Here is a 22,851-nt window from a genome sequence, read left to right on the forward strand (position 1 = left end):
TTGTGGCAACGGGCTTTTTTCGGGTGAGGCGTTGCGGGGGCGAGGACGGGTGTAATGTGAATTAGTTGGGTGGTAGTCGTGGGGAGATCACTTCACTGCGTTCGTGATTTTGGTCACGAAGGATGTTGAGCGGGAAACCGACATTTGTAAAAAATTGATTGTATTCTATGCTGGAAGTATTCAAACAACCCTGGCCCTGGTACGTGGCCGGCGGACTGATAGGACTCATTGTACCCGCGTTGCTGTTGCTGGGCAATAAACATTTCGGGATATCGGCCAACCTTCGTCATGCGTGCGCGGCCTGTTTTCCCGCCAACATTAAGTTTTTTAAATACGACTGGAAGAAAGAAGCCTGGAACCTCTTCTTTGTGGGCGGTATTTTTGTTGGCGCCATCATCGCCGCCACCCTGCTGGCCGACCCGAATCCCATACAAGTTGATCCCAGGCTCACACAGGAACTGGCCGGTTATGGCATTACTGATTACAGCAATATGGTGCCGAACGACCTGCTTTCCTGGGAAGCGCTGTTTACCGTGAGGGGCATCATCATGATGGTTGCAGGCGGATTCCTCGTTGGCTTCGGTACCCGGTATGCTGGCGGTTGCACCAGTGGTCACGCCATCATGGGCATCAGCGACCTTCAGGTTCCTTCTATCATCGCCACCTGTTGCTTTATGGCCGGCGGTTTTATTATGGCTAATCTTATTCTCCCCATCATCATGCGTTTATAACTATGGAAACATTACAGAAAAATACACCAATAATATCTACGGCCCCTGTTACTGATTACGAAGTCCGTTCACAGGACACCATGTGCACCAACGATTCCGTGCAACAACATCCCTGGTGGTATAATTTTAAATACGCCGCCGTAGGCATCCTTTTCGGGATCGTATTCGTGAAAGCGGAAATCATCTCCTGGTTCCGTATCCAGGAAATGTTCAGGCTGCAAAGCTTTCACATGTACGGCGTTATCGGTACCGCCATTGCTGTTGGTGCCCTTTCCGTGTTCCTCATCAAAAAATTCAGGATAAAAACCATCCACGGCGAACCAATCACGTTTACGCCAAAAAAATTCAATAAAGGACAGGTTATCGGCGGACTGATTTTCGGACTGGGCTGGGCGCTCACCGGCGCATGTCCCGGACCGTTGTTCGCGCAGATTGGTACTGGCGCAATCGTAGTGGCAGTTGTGGTACTGAGCGCTGTTGCAGGAACCTGGGTGTATGGCTATTTCAGAGAAAAACTTCCGCACTAACGTTGCGTCGTAGCGTCGTTGCGAGAAATAATAAACTTTTCACGCTACGAGAAATAGTCTCTCGCAACGACGCTACGACGCAACGTTTTTAGAGATGGATGGTGAAACGGGTATTGCCAGGCCGGAGGGTATTTAAGCTGAAACGAAAGCCATGGTTTAGCAATACTTCCCTTACCAACGTGAGGCCGATGCCCTGTCCGTCGCGTTTGGTGCTGTAGAACGGGGAGAAAACATGTTCGCCCACTTCAGAAGGAATACCGCGTCCCGTATCGGAAACAGTAATGGTGCGGGTTGCGGGATCAGCGAGGAGTTGAACAATGCCTTTACCTTCGATGGCCTCGATGCCATTCTTCACGATATTAATGAGCGCCTGTTCCATGAGTTGCGCATCGGCCGGCACCCACCATTCCGTTGAAGGTGTGAAGGCTTCGATTTTTATATTGCTATCAGCGGCGCGGAGTTCCATGAGGCGGGCCACGGAGCGGAGTAACCTGTTTATATCAATGTTGCGTTTTTCAGGGAGCGGCAGTTTCACGAGGTCAGCAAAACCTCTCATGAAACCGTTGAGGTTGTTGTTGCGTTCGATGGCCACTTCGAAAGCTTCCCGCAAAGTATCCAGTGTACCGGATTGCCAGAGTGCATCAGCATGCAATGCGGAAGACATGATTGAATTAACCGGCCCCGTGGTATTGTTCACTTCATGCGCCATCATCCGGATCACTTTTTCATATACTTTCTTTTCAGCGGCCAGTATTTCCGCGGTGAGTTCTTCAATCATGATGAAATGGCGGGAAAACCCACGGTCGATGAAATGTGATTTCTGAATCTTATAGGTCTGAACGCCGGAAACGGCCAGGGTTTTCGCTTCGCCCGACTTCAGTTCCTGCATGGCCTGAAGAATAGGATGTTGATGAGTGCCATTTTTTAAAGCCGTTTCTTCTATTCCAAGCATATTGATGGCGCGTGGATTCACCTGTTGAATCATCCCGTTAAAATCGAGTACGATGATCCCGGTGGGGGAAGTCTGGATCAGTTTCTCCAGGAAAAAATGCTGCCGTTCCTGTTGTAATCGTTCAGTACGAAGTTCTTCGATCATCTGGTTGTACACATCAATGAGTTTGTCCATTTCGAAACTGCCGGTGCGGAGGAGTTTCACACTGAAGTCTCTGTCGCGGATGGCTTCGGTACCCTGTACCAGCATGTTCAGGGGATCAATCAGCGCACGGTACAATCGCCAGGAGAAGAAGACCGATACCAGTATCAGCACCTCGGAAACCAGGAACAGCAACCTGTTTCGTTCAAACACCACGAAGCTGAGCGCCAGCATCAGCAGGTGCACGGTGCCCACGAAGAGCAGGTATTTAGTCTTCAGCTTCATCGTAAGCGATATTGTATTTCTCTAACCTTCTGTACAAAGAACTCCGGGTAATCCCCAAGGCGACCGCCGCTTTGGAAATGCTGTTGCGGTGGAACGACATGGCCCTGCGGATCATTTCCACCTCCAGTTCTTCCAGCGTAATGGTACCCACGCCGGGCAAACGAAGGTTTCCTTCCGAAGCGGGTGAGAGTTCCAGTTGCCGGTTAAAATCCTCCATTTCCAACTGATCGTTTCCGCTCACCAGTATGGTTCTTTCCACCAGGTTCTTGAGCTGGCGTATATTTCCGGGCAGCGGCAGTTGCTGCAAGCATTTCATGGCCGAAGGCGCGACGGAAACACCGGGTCGCTGGTATATTTCCCTGAGGTTCGCGATAAAACTGTTCACCAGCAGGGGAATATCACCCGCTCTTTCCCGCAATGCCGGCAGCCTGAGTGTAATGAGGTTGATGCGGTAAAGCAGGTCCTCTCGGAAACTGCCTTTCGCCACCATCTCATGGAGGTTTTTATTGGTAGCGCATACCACGCGTACGTCCGCGAATTTTGAGCGGCTGCTGCCCAGCACTTCATAGGTTTTATCCTGCAATACACGCAGCAGTTTCACTTGACTCGCCGGATCCAGGTCGCCGATCTCATCGAGGAAGATGGTGCCTTTGTTGGCCATTTCGAAACGGCCGGTTCTGTCGTAACGCGCATCCGTAAACGCGCCGCGTACATGCCCGAACATTTCACTTTCAAAGAGAGCAGACGATATGCCACCGAGGTTCACTTTTACAAACGGCTTATGCTTCCGGGCGCTGTTCTGGTGAATGGCTTCCGCGACCAGTTCTTTACCAGTACCACTTTCACCCATGATAAGCACGGGCGCATCGGTGGGCGCCACGCGGCCAATCGTTTCCAGCACCTGCAACATCGCGGGGTCCTCTCCTATGATCTGCCGGAAGGCGAACTGTTCATCCAATTGTTTCCTTGACTGCGGGCGTTGTTTCTCTTTGTTGAGCTGCAACAAAGTGCGGATGGTCTGCAACAACTGTTCGTTCTGCCAGGGCTTCGTTACAAAATCGTTGGCCCCCAGTTTCATGCCCTGCACGGCAAGCGCGATGCTTCCCCAGCCGGTGATCAGGATGATGGGCAATGACGGTTCCTTCTTCCTGATTTTTTCCAACAGTTCCATGCCTTCCCTTCCGGAAGTATCCAGGGAGAAATTCAGGTCCAGCAATACCAGGGAGGGTTTTAGCTTTTCGATCTTTTCCAGTGCAAACGAAGGGGTTTCCGCCACATCCGCAGACATGCCCTGTTGTTGCAGCAATAAAAGCAGGGAAGTACGAACAGCAATATCGTCATCTATAATCAGCACCATTTCATCGCATCATTTATGGGTTAAAAGTAACACTAATTGCGCCTCAGCCCAACCGTTCCGCAGCAACCGTTAATCTTCATGGAGCGCCACAGCCGGTTGAATGCCAGCCGCTACTTTTCCCGGGTAAACGGCGCACAACATGACCAGCAGCAGGATAAACGCCATGGCCAGGAAAATGGCCGTTACATAAACGCCTGATGGCAAATCGAACAGGTGCAGCAAAGGAAACTGTACCGCGAAGAATCCACCCAGTATCAGGGAAAGCGCGCTCAACACCAGTGTTTCCGTTACCACCTGCCGCGACACGTCCCCTGAAGTGGCGCCGATGGCCCTGCGCAAACCAATTTCCTGCCGCCTCAGGCTGATGTTGTACCACAACACGCCAAACAATCCCAGCGCCACGTTCACGATCAGGAAACCTGCTACTACAAACCAGATGATCAGGGGCACCACGGTAATGCCGTTCTTTACGACACGTTTCTCCGAAAGGTGCTCAATCTCAATAGAAGCGCCTTTAAAAAGCCCGCTCAGTGTTTTGTACAACCGGCTCTCAAATGCCGCGTCGGCGGAAGGCGAAACCCTGATCATGGCCACCGAAACCCAGTTGTAAAAACCGCTGTCCGGTTTGGAATATACCGCCTTAAAAGGCGCATTATAATCCCCTTTATCCTTCAGGTCGCGGATCACACCAATCACTTCTTTTTCCGTTCCGCTCACCGTTACCTTTTTTCCAACCGCGCCTCCTTCCGGAAACAACTTTTCTTTACTCGTCTCGTTCAGTACCACCGGCGGTAGTTTCCGGCCGTTGTCCCTGCTGGAGAACCAGCTTCCTTCCAATACTTCAGGCTTCAACACTTTTGAATAGTACTCATCCATTGTATAATCATCCGCCATAATTTCTATCGTACCTTTCTTCACATCCGTTCCATTCGTATTCATCGTAAAGGGTGCGTTCTCACTCGTATAAGTCATGGCTTCCACTTCCGGTAAGGCTTCTACCCTGTTACGGATAGCCTCATACAACATTATCAGGGAATCCTTTTTTTCTGTGCCGGTTTGGTGATTCTTAAAGGTGATCGTCCATACATTGTTGTAATCGAAGCCCATCGGGCGTTTGTAATTGTTATAATAGTATACGATAGAGGAAAATACGCCGAATACCACCAGGAACGCCACGAGTATTTCAATAAAAAGCAGGAAGTTCTGCCTTTTCCTGTTCCATATCAGTTTAAAATAATGCGCTAACATTTTGTAAGATTTAATTTTTACGACTATTGCGCCATCTTCAGCGCGCGTACCACTTGCAGTTTAGACATGCGCCATGCGGGATACACCCCGGAGAGCAGGCCGAAAATCATACAGATCACGAAGCTCAATCCAAGCACTTTATAATTCATGGTAAGCACGCCACCAGGAATAAGTTCAGTTGTATTGATAACCCAGATCACCAGCAGGGAAAATAGTAGTCCAAGTACACCACCAATGAATGTAAGAATGAGGTTCTCCACGATGAATTGCACCGCCAGTATGCGGGAAGAAGCGCCAAAAGCCTTTCTCACGGCGATCTCTGAAGAACGCTCCATGATCCTGCTCACGTTGATGTTGACCAGGTTGATGGTGGGCAGCAGCAGGAACAGCAAGAAGAACGCCACAACAAACCCCGTCAGCTTGGTCATGCCATCACTGTGGTCACCGCCCAGGATGGGCCTTGCGAAACTTGCGAGAAAGGGATCGGCCTCGCTGGATATTTTTGTATACTCTTTATCCTGGGGCGGAATTCTTTTTACCATGGCCGCGTACTCTTCTTTTACCGCGTCCACCTCATTTTCCGAACGGGCGAGTAGCGTTAGCAGGAAACTTCCGTTCAGGGTTGTGCCCTTGAAATCACCTTTCATCAGCGTATAGGGCAGGTACAGTTCGCCATAACTGGGAATATCGGTGATGGGACCGGCTTTCACCACACCCGCAACGGTATAGTCTTCATTGTCGGTGGTGATCGTTTTACCAACAACACCTTGTGTGGTGCCGAAATAATCCATACTGGTTTTATCGGTAATCACGGCCAGCTTTTCGCTGCGCGCCAGTTGTTCCGCGGAGAAAGGTTTTCCTTCTATAAAACTGAACGTATATACGTTCCAGAAATCAGCATTCACATACTTTACATCAAGGGATAGCTTTCGGTTATTGATATACGTTACCGTTGGAGAGGGCATGGACTGAAACGAAACCAGCTCGGGTTTTTTGAGTGATCGGACATATTTATCATAGAAATGGAAACTCACGGGGCCGCTGCGTGACCAGCCTTTTTTAGGATCGCTCGATTCCATGCGCTGCACATACAATGACCTGTTGCGGTTGGCATCGGGATAGCCCGGATCCACCAGGTGATCGATGAAAGAAGTGATCACAATGAGGATCGTGAGGGTGAAGCTGATACCGAACAGGCTGATAAAAGTGAAGAATTTCCGCCGCTTCAATACGGCGATGGCTATTTTAAAATAATTGGATAACATGGCTTTGGATTGAATGGGATAAGTTATTGCACCTGTGCGCCGTCGAACAACCTTACGAGGCGGTGTGTTTTCCGGGCCATATTTTCGTCGTGGGTCACCATCACAATGGTGGTACCTTCCTGTTTGTTCAGGTGCAGCAATATGTCCATCACTTCGTTGCCCATTACACTGTCGAGGTTACCGGTGGGCTCATCCGCGAGGATGATCTGCGGTTTGCCCACGATGGCGCGGGCGATGGCGACACGTTGCTTTTGTCCGCCGGAGAGCTGGGTCGGGAAATGTTTCATCCTGTTGCTCAGTCCCACTTTGGCGAGCGCTTCTTCAGCCAGAGATTTCCGTTCGGCGGCGGAGGTTTTGCGGTACAACAAGGGAAGTTCCACGTTATCGAGTACGCGCAGGTCGTTGATGAGGTGGTAACTCTGGAAGATGAAACCGATCTTCCGGTTCCTGAAATGCGCAAGTTGTTTGTCGGGCAACTGGTGCGCGGTTTCATTATCAATCACAATTTCGCCACCGGAAGGCTTGTCGAGCAGTCCCATGATATTGAGCAGCGTACTCTTTCCGCAACCGGATGGCCCCATAATGGAGAGAAACTCCCCTTTGCGCACTTCGAGGTGAATGTTACTGAGCGCCTGTGTTTCAACCGTATCGGTACGGTACACTTTTTCTATGTTGTTCAACCTGATCATTGGTGTGTATTTAATGATGGATAACTGATTTTTTCCTGTTTACTGAAATCGTACAGCGAGAGGAACCTGAGTTCGTAATACACGCCCCAGAAGTTGGCCATCGCTGTAATATAATCTCTTTTTGCCTGGTCCTTTTCCTGGAAAGCAATGCTGAGGTCGGTGATGCTCATGTTACCGAGCGCGTACCTGTTGTTGGCGATGAGGTATTTTTCGGAGGCGATGCTGTCGGCCATCCCGCTGAGCACCACCTGTTCCTTCATCATTTCGAATAGGGTCACTTTCGTGGCGATGAGTTGGGAGAAATTTTGTTTGTCCTGCTCCACTTCGTACTGTGTCAGTTTCAAATTGGCAGCGGCCGTTTTCGCTCTTGACCTTGATCTTCCCCAGTCGAGGATAGGTACGGTAAACTGCAGTTGCACGAGTTGCTGGTTCCGCGGCGCGTTGTACAATTTTGAAAAACTTGTGGCGCTGTTGGAGAAACCCAGGTTCGCCGTAAGGGAAGCGGTTACGCCGTTGGCCCCTTTCGCCATGGCCACATCACGTTCGGCCTCCACTACTTTTCTTACAAAAGCAATGGCATCGGCATTGTTCTCCATGGCTTCGCTTAAAACTTTTTCGGTGGGTATCACCACATTTATTTCAGAAGGGGGAAGTTCCAGCACGATCTTACCTTTCTGCTGAAGACCTGTGTAGGAACGGAGGTTCAGCATGGCCATTTCCATATCGCGTCTTGCGGAGCCGAGTGATTTTTCGGCCTTCAGTGCTTCCAGTTGCAGTTGAAGCATTTCATTGCGCGCGATCTTGCCCAGACTAAACTTTTCGTCGGCGATGGCCTGCATTCTTTTGGTGTTCTGCAAATTCGTTTCGGCCACCTGATAATTTACCTGCGCCAGCAGGAGGTCGAAATAATAAGTGGTGGCGTTTACAGCAACGTATTCCATATCGGAGATGAACTGCTGTTCGCTTTCCCGGTATTTCAGCGGTTCTACTTTGTTGTCCCATTTCAGTTTGTTGAAACCGAAGATGGGCTGGTTGTAGCCGATGGTGTAGGGTACCGCGTTGTACAGGGTGGTGTTCCTGTCGAAATCATCGAAGCGTTGCAGTTCCGTGGCTCCGTAGATGGTTCCGCCGGTTGCCGTGATGCCCTGGCTGAAAGAAAGGTTCAGCATGGAATTGTTGTTATGCACGGGCTGGAACAACACTGTTCCGTTGGGCTGCAACACCTGGTAGAAGGTGCGTTGAAAACCGGGAAGTGTGCCCTGGAGTTGCAGTTGCGGCGCATAATTAGAACGGTAGGTGCGCCATTCCCAGTAACGCGTTTCTTTCAAAGTGGCGGCCTGCCTTGCGGCGATGGAACCCTGTTTGGCCATCTCCACCACTTCGTTCAGGGATAACCGTATGGTATCTTCCGTTTGTTGCGCCAGCGCCATTCTCCCGAAAAGCAACAGGCCCGTTATGATAGCTGTTCTCATTTCGTGATGATGATTTCCCTGGCGTTTTTAAAACTGTTCATATCCGATGTAATGATCACTTCCCCGGCTCGGATATTCCCCGCCAGTTCCACGTAATCGAAGTTGCTCAATCCTTTCTGCACGGTCCTCCGTTCCGCTTTTTCTCCTTTCACCACGAATACATCCTGCGTACCCCCACTCCCGGTGAACGCTGGGCCATTCTGCACCCGAAGTACATTGGCATGCCTGTTGGTGACCACATATACATCCACTTTCAGCGAAGGGCGCAACAACGAATCCTGTGTATCCAGCCGTACATCGAAGTTGACCAGGCCATTTTTTACGGAGGGATATACCGCCACAATTTCGCCGCGCTGTTTTTTGTTGTTGATGCCCACAATTACCGGCATCCCGTTGTGCAGTTCTTCCAGGTATGCATCGGAGATGCTGCCCGCTATTTTAAAACTACTGAGGTCCGCTATCCGCACCAGTTCCGCGCCTTCGCCTATGGAAGCGCCCACATTCTTATTGATCCAGGTGATCACGCCTGGCCGCGTGGCAATGATGCCCGCCAGTTCCTTTTTCCGGGCCATCTCACTGAGTTCGTGCCGCTGGATCGTCACTTCAATTTCAGATTCCCTGATTTCCACCTTCATGGTCTGTTGCTTGCTCTGGATTTCATTCTCCAGTTGTATCTTTTCCAGCCGGGCCACTTTCAGGTTCATTTCGGCCTGCTCCACGCTTTCCCGCGTACCACCGCCCGCTTTGAACAAACGACGCGCACTTTCCACTTCCGCCTCCAGGCTGCTGATGCGGAGTTGCTTGATGTCGTTGCCCGATTTCAGGTCGAAATAGCTCTTGTTCAACTCCAGCTTCAGTTTCCGAAGGTTGTTCTCTTTGGATTCGAGTAAGAATTTTGCTTTGTCGAAAGCGGATTCAATAGCGGCTTTATCCAGTTTCAGCAATGATTGTCCTTTCACCACTGAAGTGCCCGCATCCGCCAGTACTTCCAGGATCGCCGCCTGTACCGGACTGGTAATCACTTCTTCAAATTCCGGCAATACTTCTCCGGAAGCCGTGATGGTGTTTTCCACGTCGCCGGTCTCTACAACAGCCGTGGTGATGCTGTTGGCTGGCACGGTTGTACGGAAGGTGTTGCGCAGCAGCATGATCAATGTAAGGATCACGATGATGGAAGCCGCTACAACCAGCAGCAGCTTCCTTTTTTTCATGGCATATACTTCTTTGGGGAGGGCTCGGTCCATTTACTCGTATTTTGGACAGAAGTGTTCCAAGCCGGATGCCAGAATTAATATATTGAAAATGAACAAATTGAAAAGGGAGGAAATAAAAAAACTGTCCGGAATCGGACAGTCATGTTCGGAATTAAGTATTGATGTCGGGAGATCACGCGTTTGTTCCTTCAAAAGCGGCCCGGATTTTTTCAATATCTATTTTTTTCATCTGCATCATGGCTTTGGTGGCGCGCTCCGCTTTTTCCTTGTCCGGATCTGTCATCATGCTGGTCAGCTCCACAGGCACGACCTGCCAGGAAACACCAAATTTGTCTTTTAACCATCCACATTGTGATTCCTCCCCTCCTTTTACCAACGCATCATAGAAATGATCGTTCTCGGCCTGGTTCTCGCAGTTGATGATGAGTGAAACCCCTTCGCTGAAAGAAAATTCATGGGAAATACTGCTGTCCATCACCATAAACTCCTGCCCTTCCATATTGAACTGACCGTGCATGACCATTCCTTCCTGCTGTGCCGCTCCTGGACCGTACTTCAGCAGATGCCGCAGTTGATGTCCTGAAAATACGGTAGCATAGAACTGCACTGCTTCTTCTGCCCTGCCAGCCCAATGTTTCGTGAACATCAGCGAGGGAATGATTTTATCGCCACCGGTATCTTCCAGTTTACCCCAGGATATCTGCCAGCTCACCCCGAACTTATCCTGGAGGAAGCCGTATTTTTCGGCCCAGTCGTAACCCTGGTAAGGCATCATCACCATACCGCCTTCGGAGAGCCTGCGCCAGAGCAAATCTGATTCTTCTTCCGTTTCCGCCACCACAAAAAATGAGATGGAGGGATTAGGTTTGAACACGGGTCCGCCATTCAGCGCCACGAACTCCAGGTTGGCGATGCGGAACTCCGCGGTCATCACCAGTCCTTCCGGCTGGCCGGATCCTTCGGAACCTGCTTTCCCAAAACGGAGCACCCGCAGCATTTCAGCGTCGGAAAAAACGGAGGTGTAAAACTTAGCGGCGTCTTCGGCTTCAGTATTGAACCAGAGACAGGGAGATATCCGGTGTTGCATTGTAATAAATATTAGGCTACAAACCTAGCCCCGATACTGCGAAAACACATTGGGGGAATACGTCATTTTACGGGTGGAATGCGACGGCGAAAAACAACAAAAAGGCCCCGGTAAAAACCAGGGCCTTATACTCTGTTATATTTGCTTGCATCTGTAATTCAATAGTAGTGCTGCTTTGAAAGCATTGCAAAGATGCGGCAGTAATAAGTCGCAGCGAAAATAAAACCGCCTGTTAACCAATCAATAACGAATGGCTTTAGTTAAACAGGCGCCAGATGGTACGGGTCTCCACCTGTTTGGTTTCGATGGCGAAGGCACGGATCACTTTTTCTTTACCGCACTGCACCACGAAGGTGTATTCCCCGTCGGCGGCATTGTCGAACGTGTACCGGCAACGGTATTGCACATCGTTCACGGCGTTCTCCGAGAGAATAGTACCGTTGTGCTGACGCACCCAGATGTTCAGTTTTTTAGCGGTGGGATTTTCAATAGAAAGCACCAGTTTTCCTTCTTCCTCAGTGAACTTCACTTTAAAGGAATGCGTGGAATCGGTGTTGTTTTGCGCGAAAACAGTAGAAGAAACGAGCAGGATAAGCGCGCAGAAAAGGTGTTTCATAATAGGTGAGCTTTTTGTTTCCGCAAAGATGGGAAGTGAATATGTCCGGGATATGAAGGGAATGAGAAGAAATAATGAACGCAGAGATGTAAACCATTTGTTAACACAATTTTTTCAATTCCATAACTTCCTTATCTTTGGGGTCATAGGATAAGGTTTAATGGTTTAAAACCATTGTACCCCGGTGTCTACCGGGGTACTTATTTTTTAACATATCCCAAGCAGGTGAATGGTTTATATTAGTGCATCAAACCATTTAAACCTGATTTATGAAAAGAAGCCTTCTTATGCCGGCGCTCTTATTTCTTTCATGCGCGGCCTTCTCTCAGCAAAAACTTCCATCACTTCCTGCAGATTCTACAAAGTCCCTTTTCGATGAAACTGATGAATTCATTTCTGATTCACTCGAGATAGCGGGCAGCGATAAAATTATACTAAAAGGAGACATTACGCTGAAGGGCAAGGGATACCTTTTTGAAGGGGTACAAAAAGCGGAAGTATTCAGAAAGTCGGGAATCATTCATATTTATGGCTGTAAAAAAATCGCCATAGAGAATGGATCCGCGCTGATTGATACGGGAAATAAACACAAATACATCGAATTCCACAAGGTTAACCGGAAGGTGATTTACCCTTAACTATCCATCATTGTTTCACCGCCATCACTACAAGATGCACTTCTTTTTCCCCATTCTTACGTTCAAAACTGATTCGCCGGGCTTTGAGTGGAGTGCATCCATGTTCATTGAATTGTTCCGCTAACCAGTGTTCTTCATAATAAAATATCCAGGCACCGGTTTTACCATCGCTGCTTTGCTGGAAACGGGAACTTCCCTGTGCGCCTTCTATCACGCTGGCATAAAAAACACCGCCCGATTTCAATAGCGTAAGGCAGTCTGAAATAAATTGCGCTGCTGCTTCGTGGGTAAGGTATGGCATACAGAAACCGCAGATGGTGCCGTCCAGGCCCGGGGGAATTCCTGTTAACGAGCGGGCATCCATCACGCGAAAATCCACGCCTGGCACATTTTTCCGGGCCAGCGTAATCATATTAGGCGCGGCATCTATCGCTATGATCTGGCACTCCGGCATACGGGCATGCAGGAAGCGGGTGATATTTCCCGGACCGCAACCAATTTCCAGTATCGATGCATTGTGCACCGGCAGCAACTGGCAGAAATCCTCGTAGGTTTCATCATACATAGTAAGATGCATGAACTTTTCCTGGTAAAGTTCCGCCACCTGGTTGTAGGTGTTGATGGATTGTGTATTGGGATCCATGGGCGTTTGTTTTGCGGGCATAAAAAACACCCGGGTTAATCCGGATGTTTTCTAAAATACACTAATAAACGCAGATACCAGGTGTTGAAAGCGCGTTACTGTTTCATAAAACGCTTCGTGGTCACCATTTGTGTTCCATCGTATACTGTTATGGAATAGATGCCCGGCACCCATGTTTTACAATCGATGAATGAAGTTCCCGTGCTGATCTTTTTCTGCAACAGTATTCTTCCCTGCGTATCATGAATGCGGAGGTCCATTGTACTGTTTCCTGCAACCGGGATGGTAATTCTAAGCTGGTTGGAAACGGGATTGGGAGAAAGTTCCAGTTGTATACCCGGCAACCTGTTTACGCGCACGATGGTACTGTAGGTGCTACCGCCATCGGCATCCACCTGTTTGATGCGGTACCATAAGGTTGTTTCAGGAGCGGTGGCATCGAACCAATCGTACCGTTGTTGGCCGTTGCTGTTTAGTGCGCCGGTTATACGTCCCACCGGTTGGAAGCCCCGGGCCTGCTGTGTACTTCTTTCCACTTCAAAGTAAGCATTGTCTTTTTCTGAGGCGGTGGTCCAGTTCAGTTGCACGCCGTTGTTCCTGGAATGCGCGGTAAAGCCGAGCCAGTTCACGGGCAGCGTTGAACTGGTTTCGTTAGAGAAGAAATGTATCCCGTTGCTGTAAGTGGAAAGGCCCACCACATCGTTCTTTCCATCGCCATCTATATCCTGGATCGCGATTTCGGATGCGTACTGGCTCATTCCTCCGGAAGGGTTCAACGCTTCGTAAGGATCGAAGCTCAGACTGCCGGGCGTAGAAGTATTTTTTATAACATACATGATGTAGCCGCCATCATTCAGCGCGATGTCTATTTTCCCGTCGCCATCCAGGTCGCCCATAGCGGCGTCCTGCACGTTTCCAGTGTGGGTGGTAATGGTATAATAAGTCGCGAAAGCGACCGTGCCCGATGTGGAGGTATTGCGGAGGATAAATAGTTTTCCAGAGCTGCCGAATGCCAGCACATCTGTTTTACCATCACCGTCCAGGTCGCCGATATCAAAACTGGAAACACCGGATTCTACCGCAAAACTCTGGGCAGCCGAGAAACTGAATACGCCAGGGCCGGAAGAAGTGTTTCTCAATACGCGCACCACATCGCCACCCCAACCGCGGGTTACGATATCGTTTTTCCCATCGCCATCCATGTCGGATATTTCGATAAAGCCTTCTCCCAAACCTAGTCCGGGTTCTACCGCAGCGGCAAAACTGGGGGTACCGGGCGTGGAGGTATTCCGGAATATCATACCACCGCCACCGCTGGTGCTTACGAGGATATCGATTTTGCCATCGTTGTCCAGGTCACCGAGGCGCACCATTCTCGCCCATCTTCCGCTGGTACCATACACAACGGGTGCGTCAAAGTTGCTCGCGTTCAACGATCCCGGTGTTGATGTAATGTTCCTGAAAACGGATATACGATCAGTATTGGAAGGACGGTAAACACTGGAAACAATATCTATTTTACCATCGCCATCCACATCTCCGTAATCAATTTCACCTTCCCGCGCGGCATTGGTGCCGTAGGTGGTCAGCTCAGACAAATACCCCTGAACACCTCCCCCGCCAAATCCGGCTTCAAAACTGGCGCCTTCCACGGTGCTTCCATTTAAGGTGCCGCGTGAAATGGTTCCGGGTGTGGATGTATTGTGCTGCACGTAAGTCCCCATTCTCCCGCAGATAAGATCGGGTTTAGCATCTCCATCCAGGTCGGCGAATTTCAGGTTCGCGAGGGAGTGAAGGTCAAGACCGGTGTAACTTCCGTTCTTTACCACATAACTCTGCGAAGATGTTACGCTCCCGAAGTTAGCACCCGCCAATGGTTCCGTTCCCGGAAAAGTATATACAAAACGTACAAGGCTTTGCGTTGAAAGTCCGGATGTATACACACGCACCACCGGCCCGGCCCCCGCAGGTACCGTTACCGTCAGGGAAGTAGCTGTAGCTGCTGTGATTGTAGCTTTCACTCCGCCAAACCAAACCACATTGTCTGAAATCGTTGTACTGAAATCCGCACCATCAATGGTTACCGAACTACCGATAGATGCTGCTGAAGGCGTAATGGCTGTAATGGATGGAACTGTCTGGGCAAAAAGTCCGCCCGGGGAAAGAGAAAATAAACCTGCAAAGCATGCACTTACAAGCGGCGTAAAAATCCGGTTCTTCATATTGAGGTATTAGGGGTTTATACTTAGGACATGGAAACACTTTTACCGGTTAAGGGAAATCCTTTACGCCAGTGCGGTGATCCACTGAACGAATTAACGGATAATCATTTACAAAAAGTATTTATTGCAATGGGATACAAAATAAAAAAGCCCCGTTCCGGTGGAAGGGGGGCTTTTATTTTTGTCCGGGATTGCTTTATACGCGAAAAGCAGTTTAGTACTTCTTCTAATTTCTGGTGCAATGCCTGTCCGCGGAGGCTCTTGTTGATGATACCTTCTTTAACCCTGCTCCTATTTAAAGACTTCAGCAAGTTTTTTATCCATGGCTCCATCGTCCTCTCCGCCACCGCCATAGCGGCCAACGATCTTGCCTTGCGGATCGATTAGTATTTTGGTGGGAAGGCTGTGGATACCATAGGCTTCGGATTTATCTTCGGAACGATCGAAACCGCCATCGGGTGTTCTTTTCAGCCCACGGAGCACATGCTTCCAAACGCCTATGCCATCTTTTTCAACAGCTTTCTTCCAGGCTTCATGGTTGCTGTCGTCATCTGAAACACCAATGATTTCGAAACCTTTCTTTTTGTATTTGCTGTACAACTGGAGCAGGTGCGGATTGCCTTTGCGACAAGGAACACACCAACTTGCCCAGAAATCGACCAGCACATATTTACCACGGAAATCCGTTAAGCTAAGAGGCTTACCCGTAATGTCCATTCCGGAGAAGTTCGTAGCCATACTCCCGGGAGAACCGGAACGCATGTTGGCGATTTCCTTCGCGATCTCTTTTCCCTGTGGAGAGGCTTTCATTTGCGGTGTCATCTTCGAGAAGATCGCTTCGGCTTCCTCCACACGCATGCTGCTGGTGTAAAAACGCAGTTGCGATAGCGTGATATAAGAATCAGGGTGCGATTTGAAATAGGCCAGGTTGGCCTCACGAGTCTTCTGGTTGTAAGGCTGCATGCTGTCGCGTATATGCTCCAGCTTCAATTTCAGTTCTTCCAATGTTTCTTCTGAGGCGCCTGCTTTTTTAGCATCGATGTATGCCAAATTCCCGGCATTGTACCGTTCATTCAATGGCGCAACACCTGCTTTGTAAGGCGCTGTCAGTTTTTCAAAAGCTTCCATTTCAGCCTGCACCGTACCACCTTTCAGAGACAGTGACTTCACGTCTCCGGTATTGCCTTTTAATTCAGAAACACCTGGCTCTACAAATACAGATTTGTAGGCGCTGAAATCTACCCGCTGCTCGTTTTCACCTTTAAAATAGATGTAAGCCTGTGTGGGCTGCTGTACCTTTCCGATATAAGCGAAAGCGCCGGAGAACAACTTCACACTGTCTCTTACGATTTTGCCATCCGGGCCATCATACGAAATATGAAACCAGGTAGTTCCTTTTGTTCCGGTCACATTTCCTTTGATGATGAAAGTATTCTTCGCAAGCGCAGGCTCCCCCAGCAGTTCGTGCAATTTTTTATCGAGCGCTTCACCCCGAAGGTTTTTTCCCACAATGATGCCGTTCGCATCAATGAGTACATTGGACGGAATGGATCTGATATCATACAACCTTCCAGCCGCATTATCCCAGTATTTCAGGTCGGAAACATGGTTCCAGTAGAGTTGGTCGTCGTGAATAGCCTGCACCCATTTATCGTGCTTACCAGGCATATCGAAAGAAACACCGAGCACGGTAAAGTTTTTATCCTTGTACTGCTGGAAGGCGCTTACCACATGCGGGTTCTCAATGCGGCAGGGCACGCACCAACTGGCCCAGAAATCCACCAGCACGTATTTCCCGCGGAAATCCTTCAGCGACACCAGCTTCCCGGCGGTATCCGTTTGAGCGAAATCCAGTGCAGTCCGGCCAATACCCGTGAGTTTATCCGTTTTAATGCTGTGTTCAATTTTTTTCACCACCAGGTTATTCTTTGCCGAAGGCTTCGCCAGTTGAAAGAGGGAATCCATTGTATTCAAGGGAACCATACTTCTTAACGACTGGTATACAGGATACACGATCGCCGTGGAACCGGCATTATTCGCGAACCACTTCATATCCATTTCACGCTGTTCCTGGTTCAGCTGGCGGTAACGGGCCATTCCCCTGTTCATGAAAGCGGTATCTCCTTTAGACTGGGCATCCATCAGTTCCTGCTGCAGTTCATTCAGCCCCCGAACCCGCTCTCTTTTCTGAAACGCGTTGTAATAAGCGGCATCCTTTCCGCCGGATAGCACCGCATCTTTAAAGGACGCGCTGCTACTTTTGATCTGCACTGTTCCTTTTTCGAGGAAAAGCATCATCAGCTTTCCTTCTCCGGAGCCAGCACGTAATTTTCCGATACTAATCATATAAAAATCACCTTCCCCTTCAGGAATATGCATGGCGATGTTGAAACCTTTGGCATCGGGCTGAACGGAGTCGCGCAGGTTTCCGTTCATGCCATTGTAATAAACCCACTCGCCAGCAGGGATACCCGGCATGGTGGCTTTTACGAAAACATTGTTTTTCTGTGCTGTGGCCGCAAGGGTTATACAGGCGGAGACCACGAGGCTGAATACTTTTTTCATTTGAGGTATTTTTGATTCACGCGATTGCTTCCTGCTTCGTTCCTCGCAGTTCGCAACGCAAGGGGGCCTGCTTCGTTTCTCGCAGGACGCAAGGACCGGTTCATTTGCAAGAGTTTTTTATACGTCATCATCCCTTTTGCTCAAATACGGGGCCGTTTTTGCGGTACGGCCCCGTATTTAATTCTATTGTTTGGGGTAACCGGGGTTCTGGTCACCGATATTGGGGTTCAGTTGGAACTCTGTGGCGGGGATGGGCAGAATACGGCGTTCCCTGGTAAGGATCGTAGGCCTAATCTCTAGCACTTTTTCGAAGGGGAGGCGGAGCAGGGCGAACCATTCGATACCATCTTCCGCGGTCATGTTCCGGGAAAACTCTAGGTAGATCTGGTACAGCACTTCATCTTTCGTAACGGCGTTGTCCACAGCGGAAAAATCCGTTACGCCAGCGTGTCCCATGATTTCTTTCAGGATATTCTTCGCTTCGGTTAAACTTCCATTGGAGCGGACGATCGCCTCGGCTTTAAGAAGATAAGCTTCAGTAAGGCGGAACACATATACGTCTTCGTATTTAGGGCCGGTGAACTTGTTCATGTAGGAAGAATCCTTAATCATGGTGCTCACGCCTGCCGGCGTAGTGCGCAGCATCCAGGTACCACGGGGATCATTCGCCAGCAGATCTTTGAACGCCTTGGTGGCAATGTACACACTGGATTGCACGAATTCATAGGTTGCTTTCTTTCCGACCTGGCTGGTATAAGGGGTGACTCCGAATATCACTTCCTTACTCGTAAGCCCTTTGGTTAAGAAAAGGTCCTTCAGGTTGGTCTCCAGCGCGTAAGCTGGATTACCGATCAGCGTATTGGCGATAGAGATGAGTTCGGTATAGTCAGCCTGTTGCCCGCGGCTGATCAACACGCGCAGTTTGAGCGCCTGGGCCGCGGCTTTATTGGCGTAGTAAACCGGCCTGTTCACCGGGCCGTTCGCTATGGCATAGTCAATATCCTCCAGGATAAAATCATAGCTTTCTTTCACGGTACTGCGGGTAGCATTGGAGCCGTTGTTGAAGGTAAGCGGCTCTTTCCGCATCATCACACCATGTTTGCTGTCTAAGGTGTACCATTCTCCAAAATAGGAGAGCAGGAAGAAATGGGCATAAGCACGCAGGAAACGGGCTTCTGCGAGCATCTCCTTCTTGCGGTCTCCGCTAAACGCGGATTCAGGGAGCGCTTCCACTCCGGCGATGGTGCCATTAACGGCATTCAATACGCCATACGCATAACCCCAGTCGCCGGTTGAAGCAGGCGTGTACGTATGCGTTTGGAAGTTTACCGGCCCGAAGCCGTACTGCATCCATCCGGCAAGCATCGCGGGCGTTACTTCGTGGGTATTCGACCACCTTGTACTTTGCGCGGACAGTGTTGTGCCCGCATTGGCCAATCTGTAATAGCCGCCGTTCAGTGCGATCTCGGCGCTTTTCTGGTCCACCACTACAGTAGCGTCTACTACGGCCTGGGAAGGCAAAGCGTTGAGTTGCTTTTTGCAGGAACTGAGTGCACCCAGCGCAAACGCCCCAACCATTAAATAAGATATGATGTATGTTGATTTCATTGCAGTTTGTTTTTTGATTAAAGACCAATTCTTACACCGAGTGTCAGTTCCCTGGTGGTGGGGTACATGCTGAGGTCTCGTCCGCCGCCGATGATGCTTCTGGGATCATCACTTACTTCAGGATCTAAACCGGGATAATTGGTGATCTGGAAGAGGTTGGTGGCGGAGAGATAGAAATTCGCGCTCCGTAATCCAACTGCATCCGCTGCTTTACGGGGCAGGTCATAACCAAAGGTGAGGGATTTGAGTTTGATGAAAGAACCGTCATAAACACTATAGTTACTCATGAATTCACTCAATCCGTACATGAGCCTTCCGCGCGTATCACTTGGGTTATCAGCGGTCCACCGGTCAAGGATACGAACACCTCTGTTGTAGGCGTTGTTCATGCTTCTGTCGCGCACATCGGCCTGGAACAGGATATCGTTGCCGTAGGTGAAATTGAACAGCGTGGTGAGGTTGAAGTTTTTGTAAGAGAAAGTATTCGTGATACCGCCATAGAACTTGGGGTTCATGTTGCCGATCACATCCTGTTTGTATTGGAGGTAACGAACGCTTCCCACCTGTGTGAGGAGGGATGTGTCAAACTTCATGTCTCCGGCGTTGAAATAGGGATTGAACAACCCGGCGAAGTACACTGCGTTCATATAGTCCTGCGCATCTTTAAGGGTAGGCGCGATGCCGATGGCCACCCTGCCGTAGATGAGTCCAAGTGGATCGCCTTCCCGCACGATGCTGGTGCCGAGGTTAAGCGCGTTCCTGTCGTTGGGATTAGAGAAGGGACCACCACGAATCTCAGATACTTTGGACCTGTTGCCGGAGATGTTGAAGGCCATGTTCCAGTTGAAATCCTTCGACTTCACGATATCGCCCCTGAGTTCCAGTTCCAGCCCGCTGTTGCGGATTTTCGCGATGTTCATGATCACACTTCCGTAGGCGTAGCTGGGTGGCGTGGTCATGTTGAGCAGCAAGCCGTCTGTATTCTTTTCATAGTAACCGAAAGTGCCGCGGAGCCTGTTGTTGAACAATACGAAATCCAGTCCGAGGTCCTTTTGCAATGTTCTTTCCCACTCAATACCGTCGTTACCCAGTTGTGTGGGGATGAAAGCGCTGGTTCCCGCATAAGCGTTGGGGGTGTACAACGACCTGTACAGGTAGTTGCCAATACTTTGTGATCCGGTAAACCCTATACTGGCTCTTATTTTCAGGTCATTCACCCACTTCACATCTTTCATGAAGTTTTCCTGGGAAATCCGCCAGGCCACGGCGCCGGAAGGGAAATAAGCGGCCTGTTTACCGGGTGCGAATTTGGAAGAGATATCGTTACGGCCGGTGAAAGTGAAAAGGTATTTTTCTTTCAATGCATAGTTGGCGCGCACATAAAAGGAAAGCAGGGAGTATTCGCCGGAAGGACTGCTCCCCTGCACACGTGTGGGGATAGCCGCGGAATTCAGGTTGTTCAGGAAATCATCATTGGGATAACCACGACCTTCAGCCGAGAAAAATTCAGTGGTGTATTTCTCCCAGGAAGTACCACCCAACAGGTTCAGGCGATGGTCGTTGTTGAATTGTTTGTCCCAGGTAAGTGTATTCTCAAAGAAAGAGTTGGCTGTAGTGCTGTTCGATTGCGAACCTACGCCGCCGCTGGATGATGTTCCACCCTGGCTGTTGGGGTTGGCGATCTCCAGGTAGCTGGGAATATAGTTGCGCTGGCGGTAATTGCTGTAGTTGATGGAAACCGTTGACTTGAATTTGAGTTCTTTCAGGATATCGTACTCTGCGGAAAGCGATCCCAGTACCGTGATGTTTTTTCCCTGGTTGATGGCCGTGGCCATGGCGATCGGGTTCTGAATACCGAAATCGGAGCCTGCGCCAACCGGTGTGAGCGTGGCGAAGCGCTGGTCGAAATTGGTGAAGGAGCCGTCGTCGTTGTAGGGCTTGAAGATGGGTGGCGCCATCATCGCGCTATTGTAAATACCGTTGGTGATATCAGTAGTAGAGAAAGCATAATCCATATTGGTGATCACCCGGAGTTTGCTGGTAATTTCGTTATCCAGGCTCACCTTTCCTGCGATCCTGCTGAAATCCGTGCCCAGCAATACCCCTTTCTGATTAGAATAAGCGAGGGAAGTATAATACCTCGATCCCGCACCGCCACCTCTTACCGAGAGGTTCGCGTTCTGCGTGATGCCCGTGCGAAGAATCATGCCCAGCCAGTCGGTATCCACGGAGCCATCGCCCAGCAACGCGGGGTTGTTCACCAATGCACTGGCGACACCATTCACGGGACGGTTCAAACGCTGGTCCTCCTGCACCCTGTTGGTGGCGGCTTCCAGCATCAGCATTTTGTATTGCTCCGCGTTCAGCACTTTTTCGCGGCGCGCCTTACTGAAGCCGGCGTAATAATTCATTTCGAGCACGGGCTTCTGGTTCAGCTTCCCTTTTTTGGTGGTGATGATCACCACGCCGTTCGCAGCTTTGGCCCCGTAGATGGCGGTAGCCGAAGCATCTTTCAGGATATCGATGGTCTCGATATCTTCCAGGTTCAACCCAGCAAGGTTATTGAGTCCACGCGAGAAAGACCCGGAGATGCTGGAGTTACGGGCATTTTCACCGCCAAAGTTTTCGATGGGGTTGGTCATATCCGTTACACCTACATATTTATTTTCCACGAGTACGGGAACGCCGTCGATAATGTACAATGGATCGTTGGCCCCGATCAGTGAGGACCCGCCCCTGATGCGGATGCGGACGGCACCGCCCGGGGAACCGTCGGCTTTTGTCACCTGCAGACCAGGCGCCTTGCCAACGAGTGCGGCATCCAGCGTCATAAAAGGCACATCACGGATTTCATCGGGGTTTACGGAAGCAACGGAACCGGTAAGGTCTTTTCTTTTTACGGAGCCGTAACCAATTACAACGGAGCTGGCCAGTTCAGTGGCCTCAATTTCCATCTGGAGGTTAATCTTCCCGATGGCCCTCACGCGCTGCTCAACTTTTTTGTAGCCTACGAAAGTGAATTCCAACATATCGTTCACCTCTACATCCATGGAGAAATCACCATTTACATCGGTCACTTTCACTTCTTTTGTACGCTGGTTCCGAACGGAAACACCTTGCAGCGGCCTGCCTTCTTCACCTGAAATGTGACCCGCCACTACCACGTAGGGAGAGCGCTCTTCTCCTTCGGTGGGCACTACTTCCACTTTAGGCTGGAGTACGATGATTTTGTCGTCGATGGAATAATAAGTGACGGGCTGATCCCTGAAGATGGCTTTCAGAAAATCATCCAGTTGCATGTCTTTCACATGAACGGAAACATTTTTTGTTCTGCGGAGCATGTCGCTGGTGTACACGAAATTGTACCCCGTTTGCTTCCGGATGTCGCGGAAGATTTTTTCGAGCGGGCTTTTTTCCCTGGAAAGCGTGATCGTTTGGGCATTTCCCGAAGCGCTCAGTTCCAGGCACGCGAACAAAATGAGGGCGGTGGTCAGTTTCATCGCGATAACAGTTGTTTTGCTGATGGTGCGATGGGATCTTACGAAGTTCAATCTCAAAATCAGCAGTGTTTGGTTGAGGAGGCGATATTTG

Annotated in this window: 17 protein-coding genes; 3 read left to right on the top strand and 14 right to left on the bottom strand. The window is 49.8% G+C overall.

The features are described 5' to 3' along the window. The first annotated feature begins 167 nt into the window (after positions 1–167). Together M4J38_RS02705 and M4J38_RS02710 are read left to right on the top strand one after the other, a co-directional pair. Positions 168–731 (top strand): YeeE/YedE family protein, encoded by a 564-nt coding sequence (locus M4J38_RS02705; RefSeq protein WP_251757987.1) that lies wholly within the window; start codon positions 168–170, stop codon positions 729–731. A gap of 2 nt (positions 732–733) precedes the next feature. Further along, entirely contained in the window at positions 734–1,258 is a 525-nt protein-coding gene (locus tag M4J38_RS02710) for a DUF6691 family protein (RefSeq protein ID WP_251757988.1), read from the top strand. Positions 1,259–1,346: 88 nt separating this feature from the next. On the opposite strand, the gene M4J38_RS02715 is transcribed toward M4J38_RS02710, so the two are convergent. From M4J38_RS02715 to M4J38_RS02755, 9 genes are all read right to left on the bottom strand, one after another. Then, positions 1,347–2,636, bottom strand: coding sequence for a PAS domain-containing sensor histidine kinase (locus M4J38_RS02715; protein ID WP_251757989.1), 1,290 nt, complete (start codon positions 2,634–2,636; stop codon positions 1,347–1,349). After that, positions 2,620–3,993, bottom strand: coding sequence for a sigma-54 dependent transcriptional regulator (locus M4J38_RS02720; protein WP_251757990.1), 1,374 nt, complete (start codon positions 3,991–3,993; stop codon positions 2,620–2,622). The genes M4J38_RS02715 and M4J38_RS02720 overlap by 17 nt, the downstream gene beginning before the upstream one ends. Positions 3,994–4,062: 69 nt before the next feature. After that, positions 4,063–5,241, bottom strand: coding sequence for an ABC transporter permease (locus tag M4J38_RS02725; RefSeq protein ID WP_251757991.1), 1,179 nt, complete (start codon positions 5,239–5,241; stop codon positions 4,063–4,065). Between the two features lie 23 nt (positions 5,242–5,264). Beyond that, positions 5,265–6,506 (bottom strand): ABC transporter permease, encoded by a 1,242-nt coding sequence (locus M4J38_RS02730; protein WP_251757992.1) that lies wholly within the window; start codon positions 6,504–6,506, stop codon positions 5,265–5,267. Between the two features lie 23 nt (positions 6,507–6,529). Beyond that, positions 6,530–7,195 carry an ABC transporter ATP-binding protein gene (locus tag M4J38_RS02735; RefSeq protein WP_251757993.1) on the bottom strand — a complete coding sequence of 222 codons (666 nt, stop codon included), beginning with the start codon at positions 7,193–7,195 and terminating at the stop codon, positions 6,530–6,532. Then, the gene (locus M4J38_RS02740) at positions 7,192–8,667 is read right to left on the bottom strand and encodes a TolC family protein (RefSeq protein ID WP_251757994.1); all 1,476 of its coding nucleotides are present in this window, start codon (positions 8,665–8,667) and stop codon (positions 7,192–7,194) included. The genes M4J38_RS02735 and M4J38_RS02740 overlap by 4 nt, the downstream gene beginning before the upstream one ends. Further along, positions 8,664–9,911 carry an efflux RND transporter periplasmic adaptor subunit gene (locus M4J38_RS02745; protein ID WP_251757995.1) on the bottom strand — a complete coding sequence of 416 codons (1,248 nt, stop codon included), beginning with the start codon at positions 9,909–9,911 and terminating at the stop codon, positions 8,664–8,666. Before M4J38_RS02745 ends, M4J38_RS02740 begins: the two co-directional genes overlap by 4 nt. Before the next feature lie 142 nt (positions 9,912–10,053). Next, entirely contained in the window at positions 10,054–10,968 is a 915-nt protein-coding gene (locus M4J38_RS02750) for a VOC family protein (protein ID WP_251757996.1), read from the bottom strand. A 256-nt stretch (positions 10,969–11,224) separates the two neighbouring features. Further along, positions 11,225–11,584: a hypothetical protein gene (locus M4J38_RS02755; protein WP_251757997.1), complete on the bottom strand. Its 360-nt coding sequence runs from the start codon at positions 11,582–11,584 to the stop codon at positions 11,225–11,227. Positions 11,585–11,853: 269 nt separating this feature from the next. Between M4J38_RS02755 and M4J38_RS02760 the strand changes: the two genes are divergently transcribed. Beyond that, positions 11,854–12,222, top strand: coding sequence for a hypothetical protein (locus tag M4J38_RS02760; protein WP_251757998.1), 369 nt, complete (start codon positions 11,854–11,856; stop codon positions 12,220–12,222). A 7-nt stretch (positions 12,223–12,229) separates the two neighbouring features. Here M4J38_RS02760 and M4J38_RS02765 read toward each other — a convergent pair whose 3' ends face one another. From M4J38_RS02765 to M4J38_RS02785, 5 genes are all read right to left on the bottom strand, one after another. Next, positions 12,230–12,886, bottom strand: coding sequence for a trans-aconitate 2-methyltransferase (locus tag M4J38_RS02765; protein ID WP_251757999.1), 657 nt, complete (start codon positions 12,884–12,886; stop codon positions 12,230–12,232). A 74-nt stretch (positions 12,887–12,960) separates the two neighbouring features. Beyond that, positions 12,961–15,087, bottom strand: a complete 2,127-nt coding sequence (locus M4J38_RS02770) for an FG-GAP-like repeat-containing protein (RefSeq protein WP_251758000.1) — start codon at positions 15,085–15,087, stop codon at positions 12,961–12,963. 291 nt (positions 15,088–15,378) lie between these two features. Further along, on the bottom strand, positions 15,379–17,652 hold the full coding sequence (locus tag M4J38_RS02775; protein WP_251758001.1) for a redoxin domain-containing protein: 2,274 nt from the start codon (positions 17,650–17,652) through the stop codon (positions 15,379–15,381). Between the two features lie 183 nt (positions 17,653–17,835). Beyond that, positions 17,836–19,260, bottom strand: a complete 1,425-nt coding sequence (locus M4J38_RS02780) for a RagB/SusD family nutrient uptake outer membrane protein (RefSeq protein WP_251758002.1) — start codon at positions 19,258–19,260, stop codon at positions 17,836–17,838. 17 nt (positions 19,261–19,277) lie between these two features. After that, positions 19,278–22,817, bottom strand: a complete 3,540-nt coding sequence (locus M4J38_RS02785; RefSeq protein ID WP_251758003.1) for a TonB-dependent receptor — start codon at positions 22,815–22,817, stop codon at positions 19,278–19,280. Between the last annotated feature and the right edge of the window lie 34 nt (positions 22,818–22,851).

Origin of the sequence: Parasegetibacter sp. NRK P23, from assembly GCF_023721715.1 — a bacterium.
Taxonomy (GTDB): domain Bacteria; phylum Bacteroidota; class Bacteroidia; order Chitinophagales; family Chitinophagaceae; genus Parasegetibacter.

What these genes read in the sequence shown, in the direction of transcription:
- M4J38_RS02705 (WP_251757987.1), top strand. Translation starts at nt 168, where the DNA reads ATGCTGGAAGTATTCAAACAACCCTGGCCCTGGTACGTGGCCGGCGGA.
- M4J38_RS02710 (WP_251757988.1), top strand. Translation starts at nt 734, where the DNA reads ATGGAAACATTACAGAAAAATACACCAATAATATCTACGGCCCCTGTT.
- M4J38_RS02715 (WP_251757989.1), bottom strand. Translation starts at nt 2,636, where the DNA reads ATGAAGCTGAAGACTAAATACCTGCTCTTCGTGGGCACCGTGCACCTG.
- M4J38_RS02720 (WP_251757990.1), bottom strand. Translation starts at nt 3,993, where the DNA reads ATGGTGCTGATTATAGATGACGATATTGCTGTTCGTACTTCCCTGCTT.
- M4J38_RS02725 (WP_251757991.1), bottom strand. Translation starts at nt 5,241, where the DNA reads ATGTTAGCGCATTATTTTAAACTGATATGGAACAGGAAAAGGCAGAAC.
- M4J38_RS02730 (WP_251757992.1), bottom strand. Translation starts at nt 6,506, where the DNA reads ATGTTATCCAATTATTTTAAAATAGCCATCGCCGTATTGAAGCGGCGG.
- M4J38_RS02735 (WP_251757993.1), bottom strand. Translation starts at nt 7,195, where the DNA reads ATGATCAGGTTGAACAACATAGAAAAAGTGTACCGTACCGATACGGTT.
- M4J38_RS02740 (WP_251757994.1), bottom strand. Translation starts at nt 8,667, where the DNA reads ATGAGAACAGCTATCATAACGGGCCTGTTGCTTTTCGGGAGAATGGCG.
- M4J38_RS02745 (WP_251757995.1), bottom strand. Translation starts at nt 9,911, where the DNA reads ATGGACCGAGCCCTCCCCAAAGAAGTATATGCCATGAAAAAAAGGAAG.
- M4J38_RS02750 (WP_251757996.1), bottom strand. Translation starts at nt 10,968, where the DNA reads ATGCAACACCGGATATCTCCCTGTCTCTGGTTCAATACTGAAGCCGAA.
- M4J38_RS02755 (WP_251757997.1), bottom strand. Translation starts at nt 11,584, where the DNA reads ATGAAACACCTTTTCTGCGCGCTTATCCTGCTCGTTTCTTCTACTGTT.
- M4J38_RS02760 (WP_251757998.1), top strand. Translation starts at nt 11,854, where the DNA reads ATGAAAAGAAGCCTTCTTATGCCGGCGCTCTTATTTCTTTCATGCGCG.
- M4J38_RS02765 (WP_251757999.1), bottom strand. Translation starts at nt 12,886, where the DNA reads ATGCCCGCAAAACAAACGCCCATGGATCCCAATACACAATCCATCAAC.
- M4J38_RS02770 (WP_251758000.1), bottom strand. Translation starts at nt 15,087, where the DNA reads ATGAAGAACCGGATTTTTACGCCGCTTGTAAGTGCATGCTTTGCAGGT.
- M4J38_RS02775 (WP_251758001.1), bottom strand. Translation starts at nt 17,652, where the DNA reads ATGAAAAAAGTATTCAGCCTCGTGGTCTCCGCCTGTATAACCCTTGCG.
- M4J38_RS02780 (WP_251758002.1), bottom strand. Translation starts at nt 19,260, where the DNA reads ATGAAATCAACATACATCATATCTTATTTAATGGTTGGGGCGTTTGCG.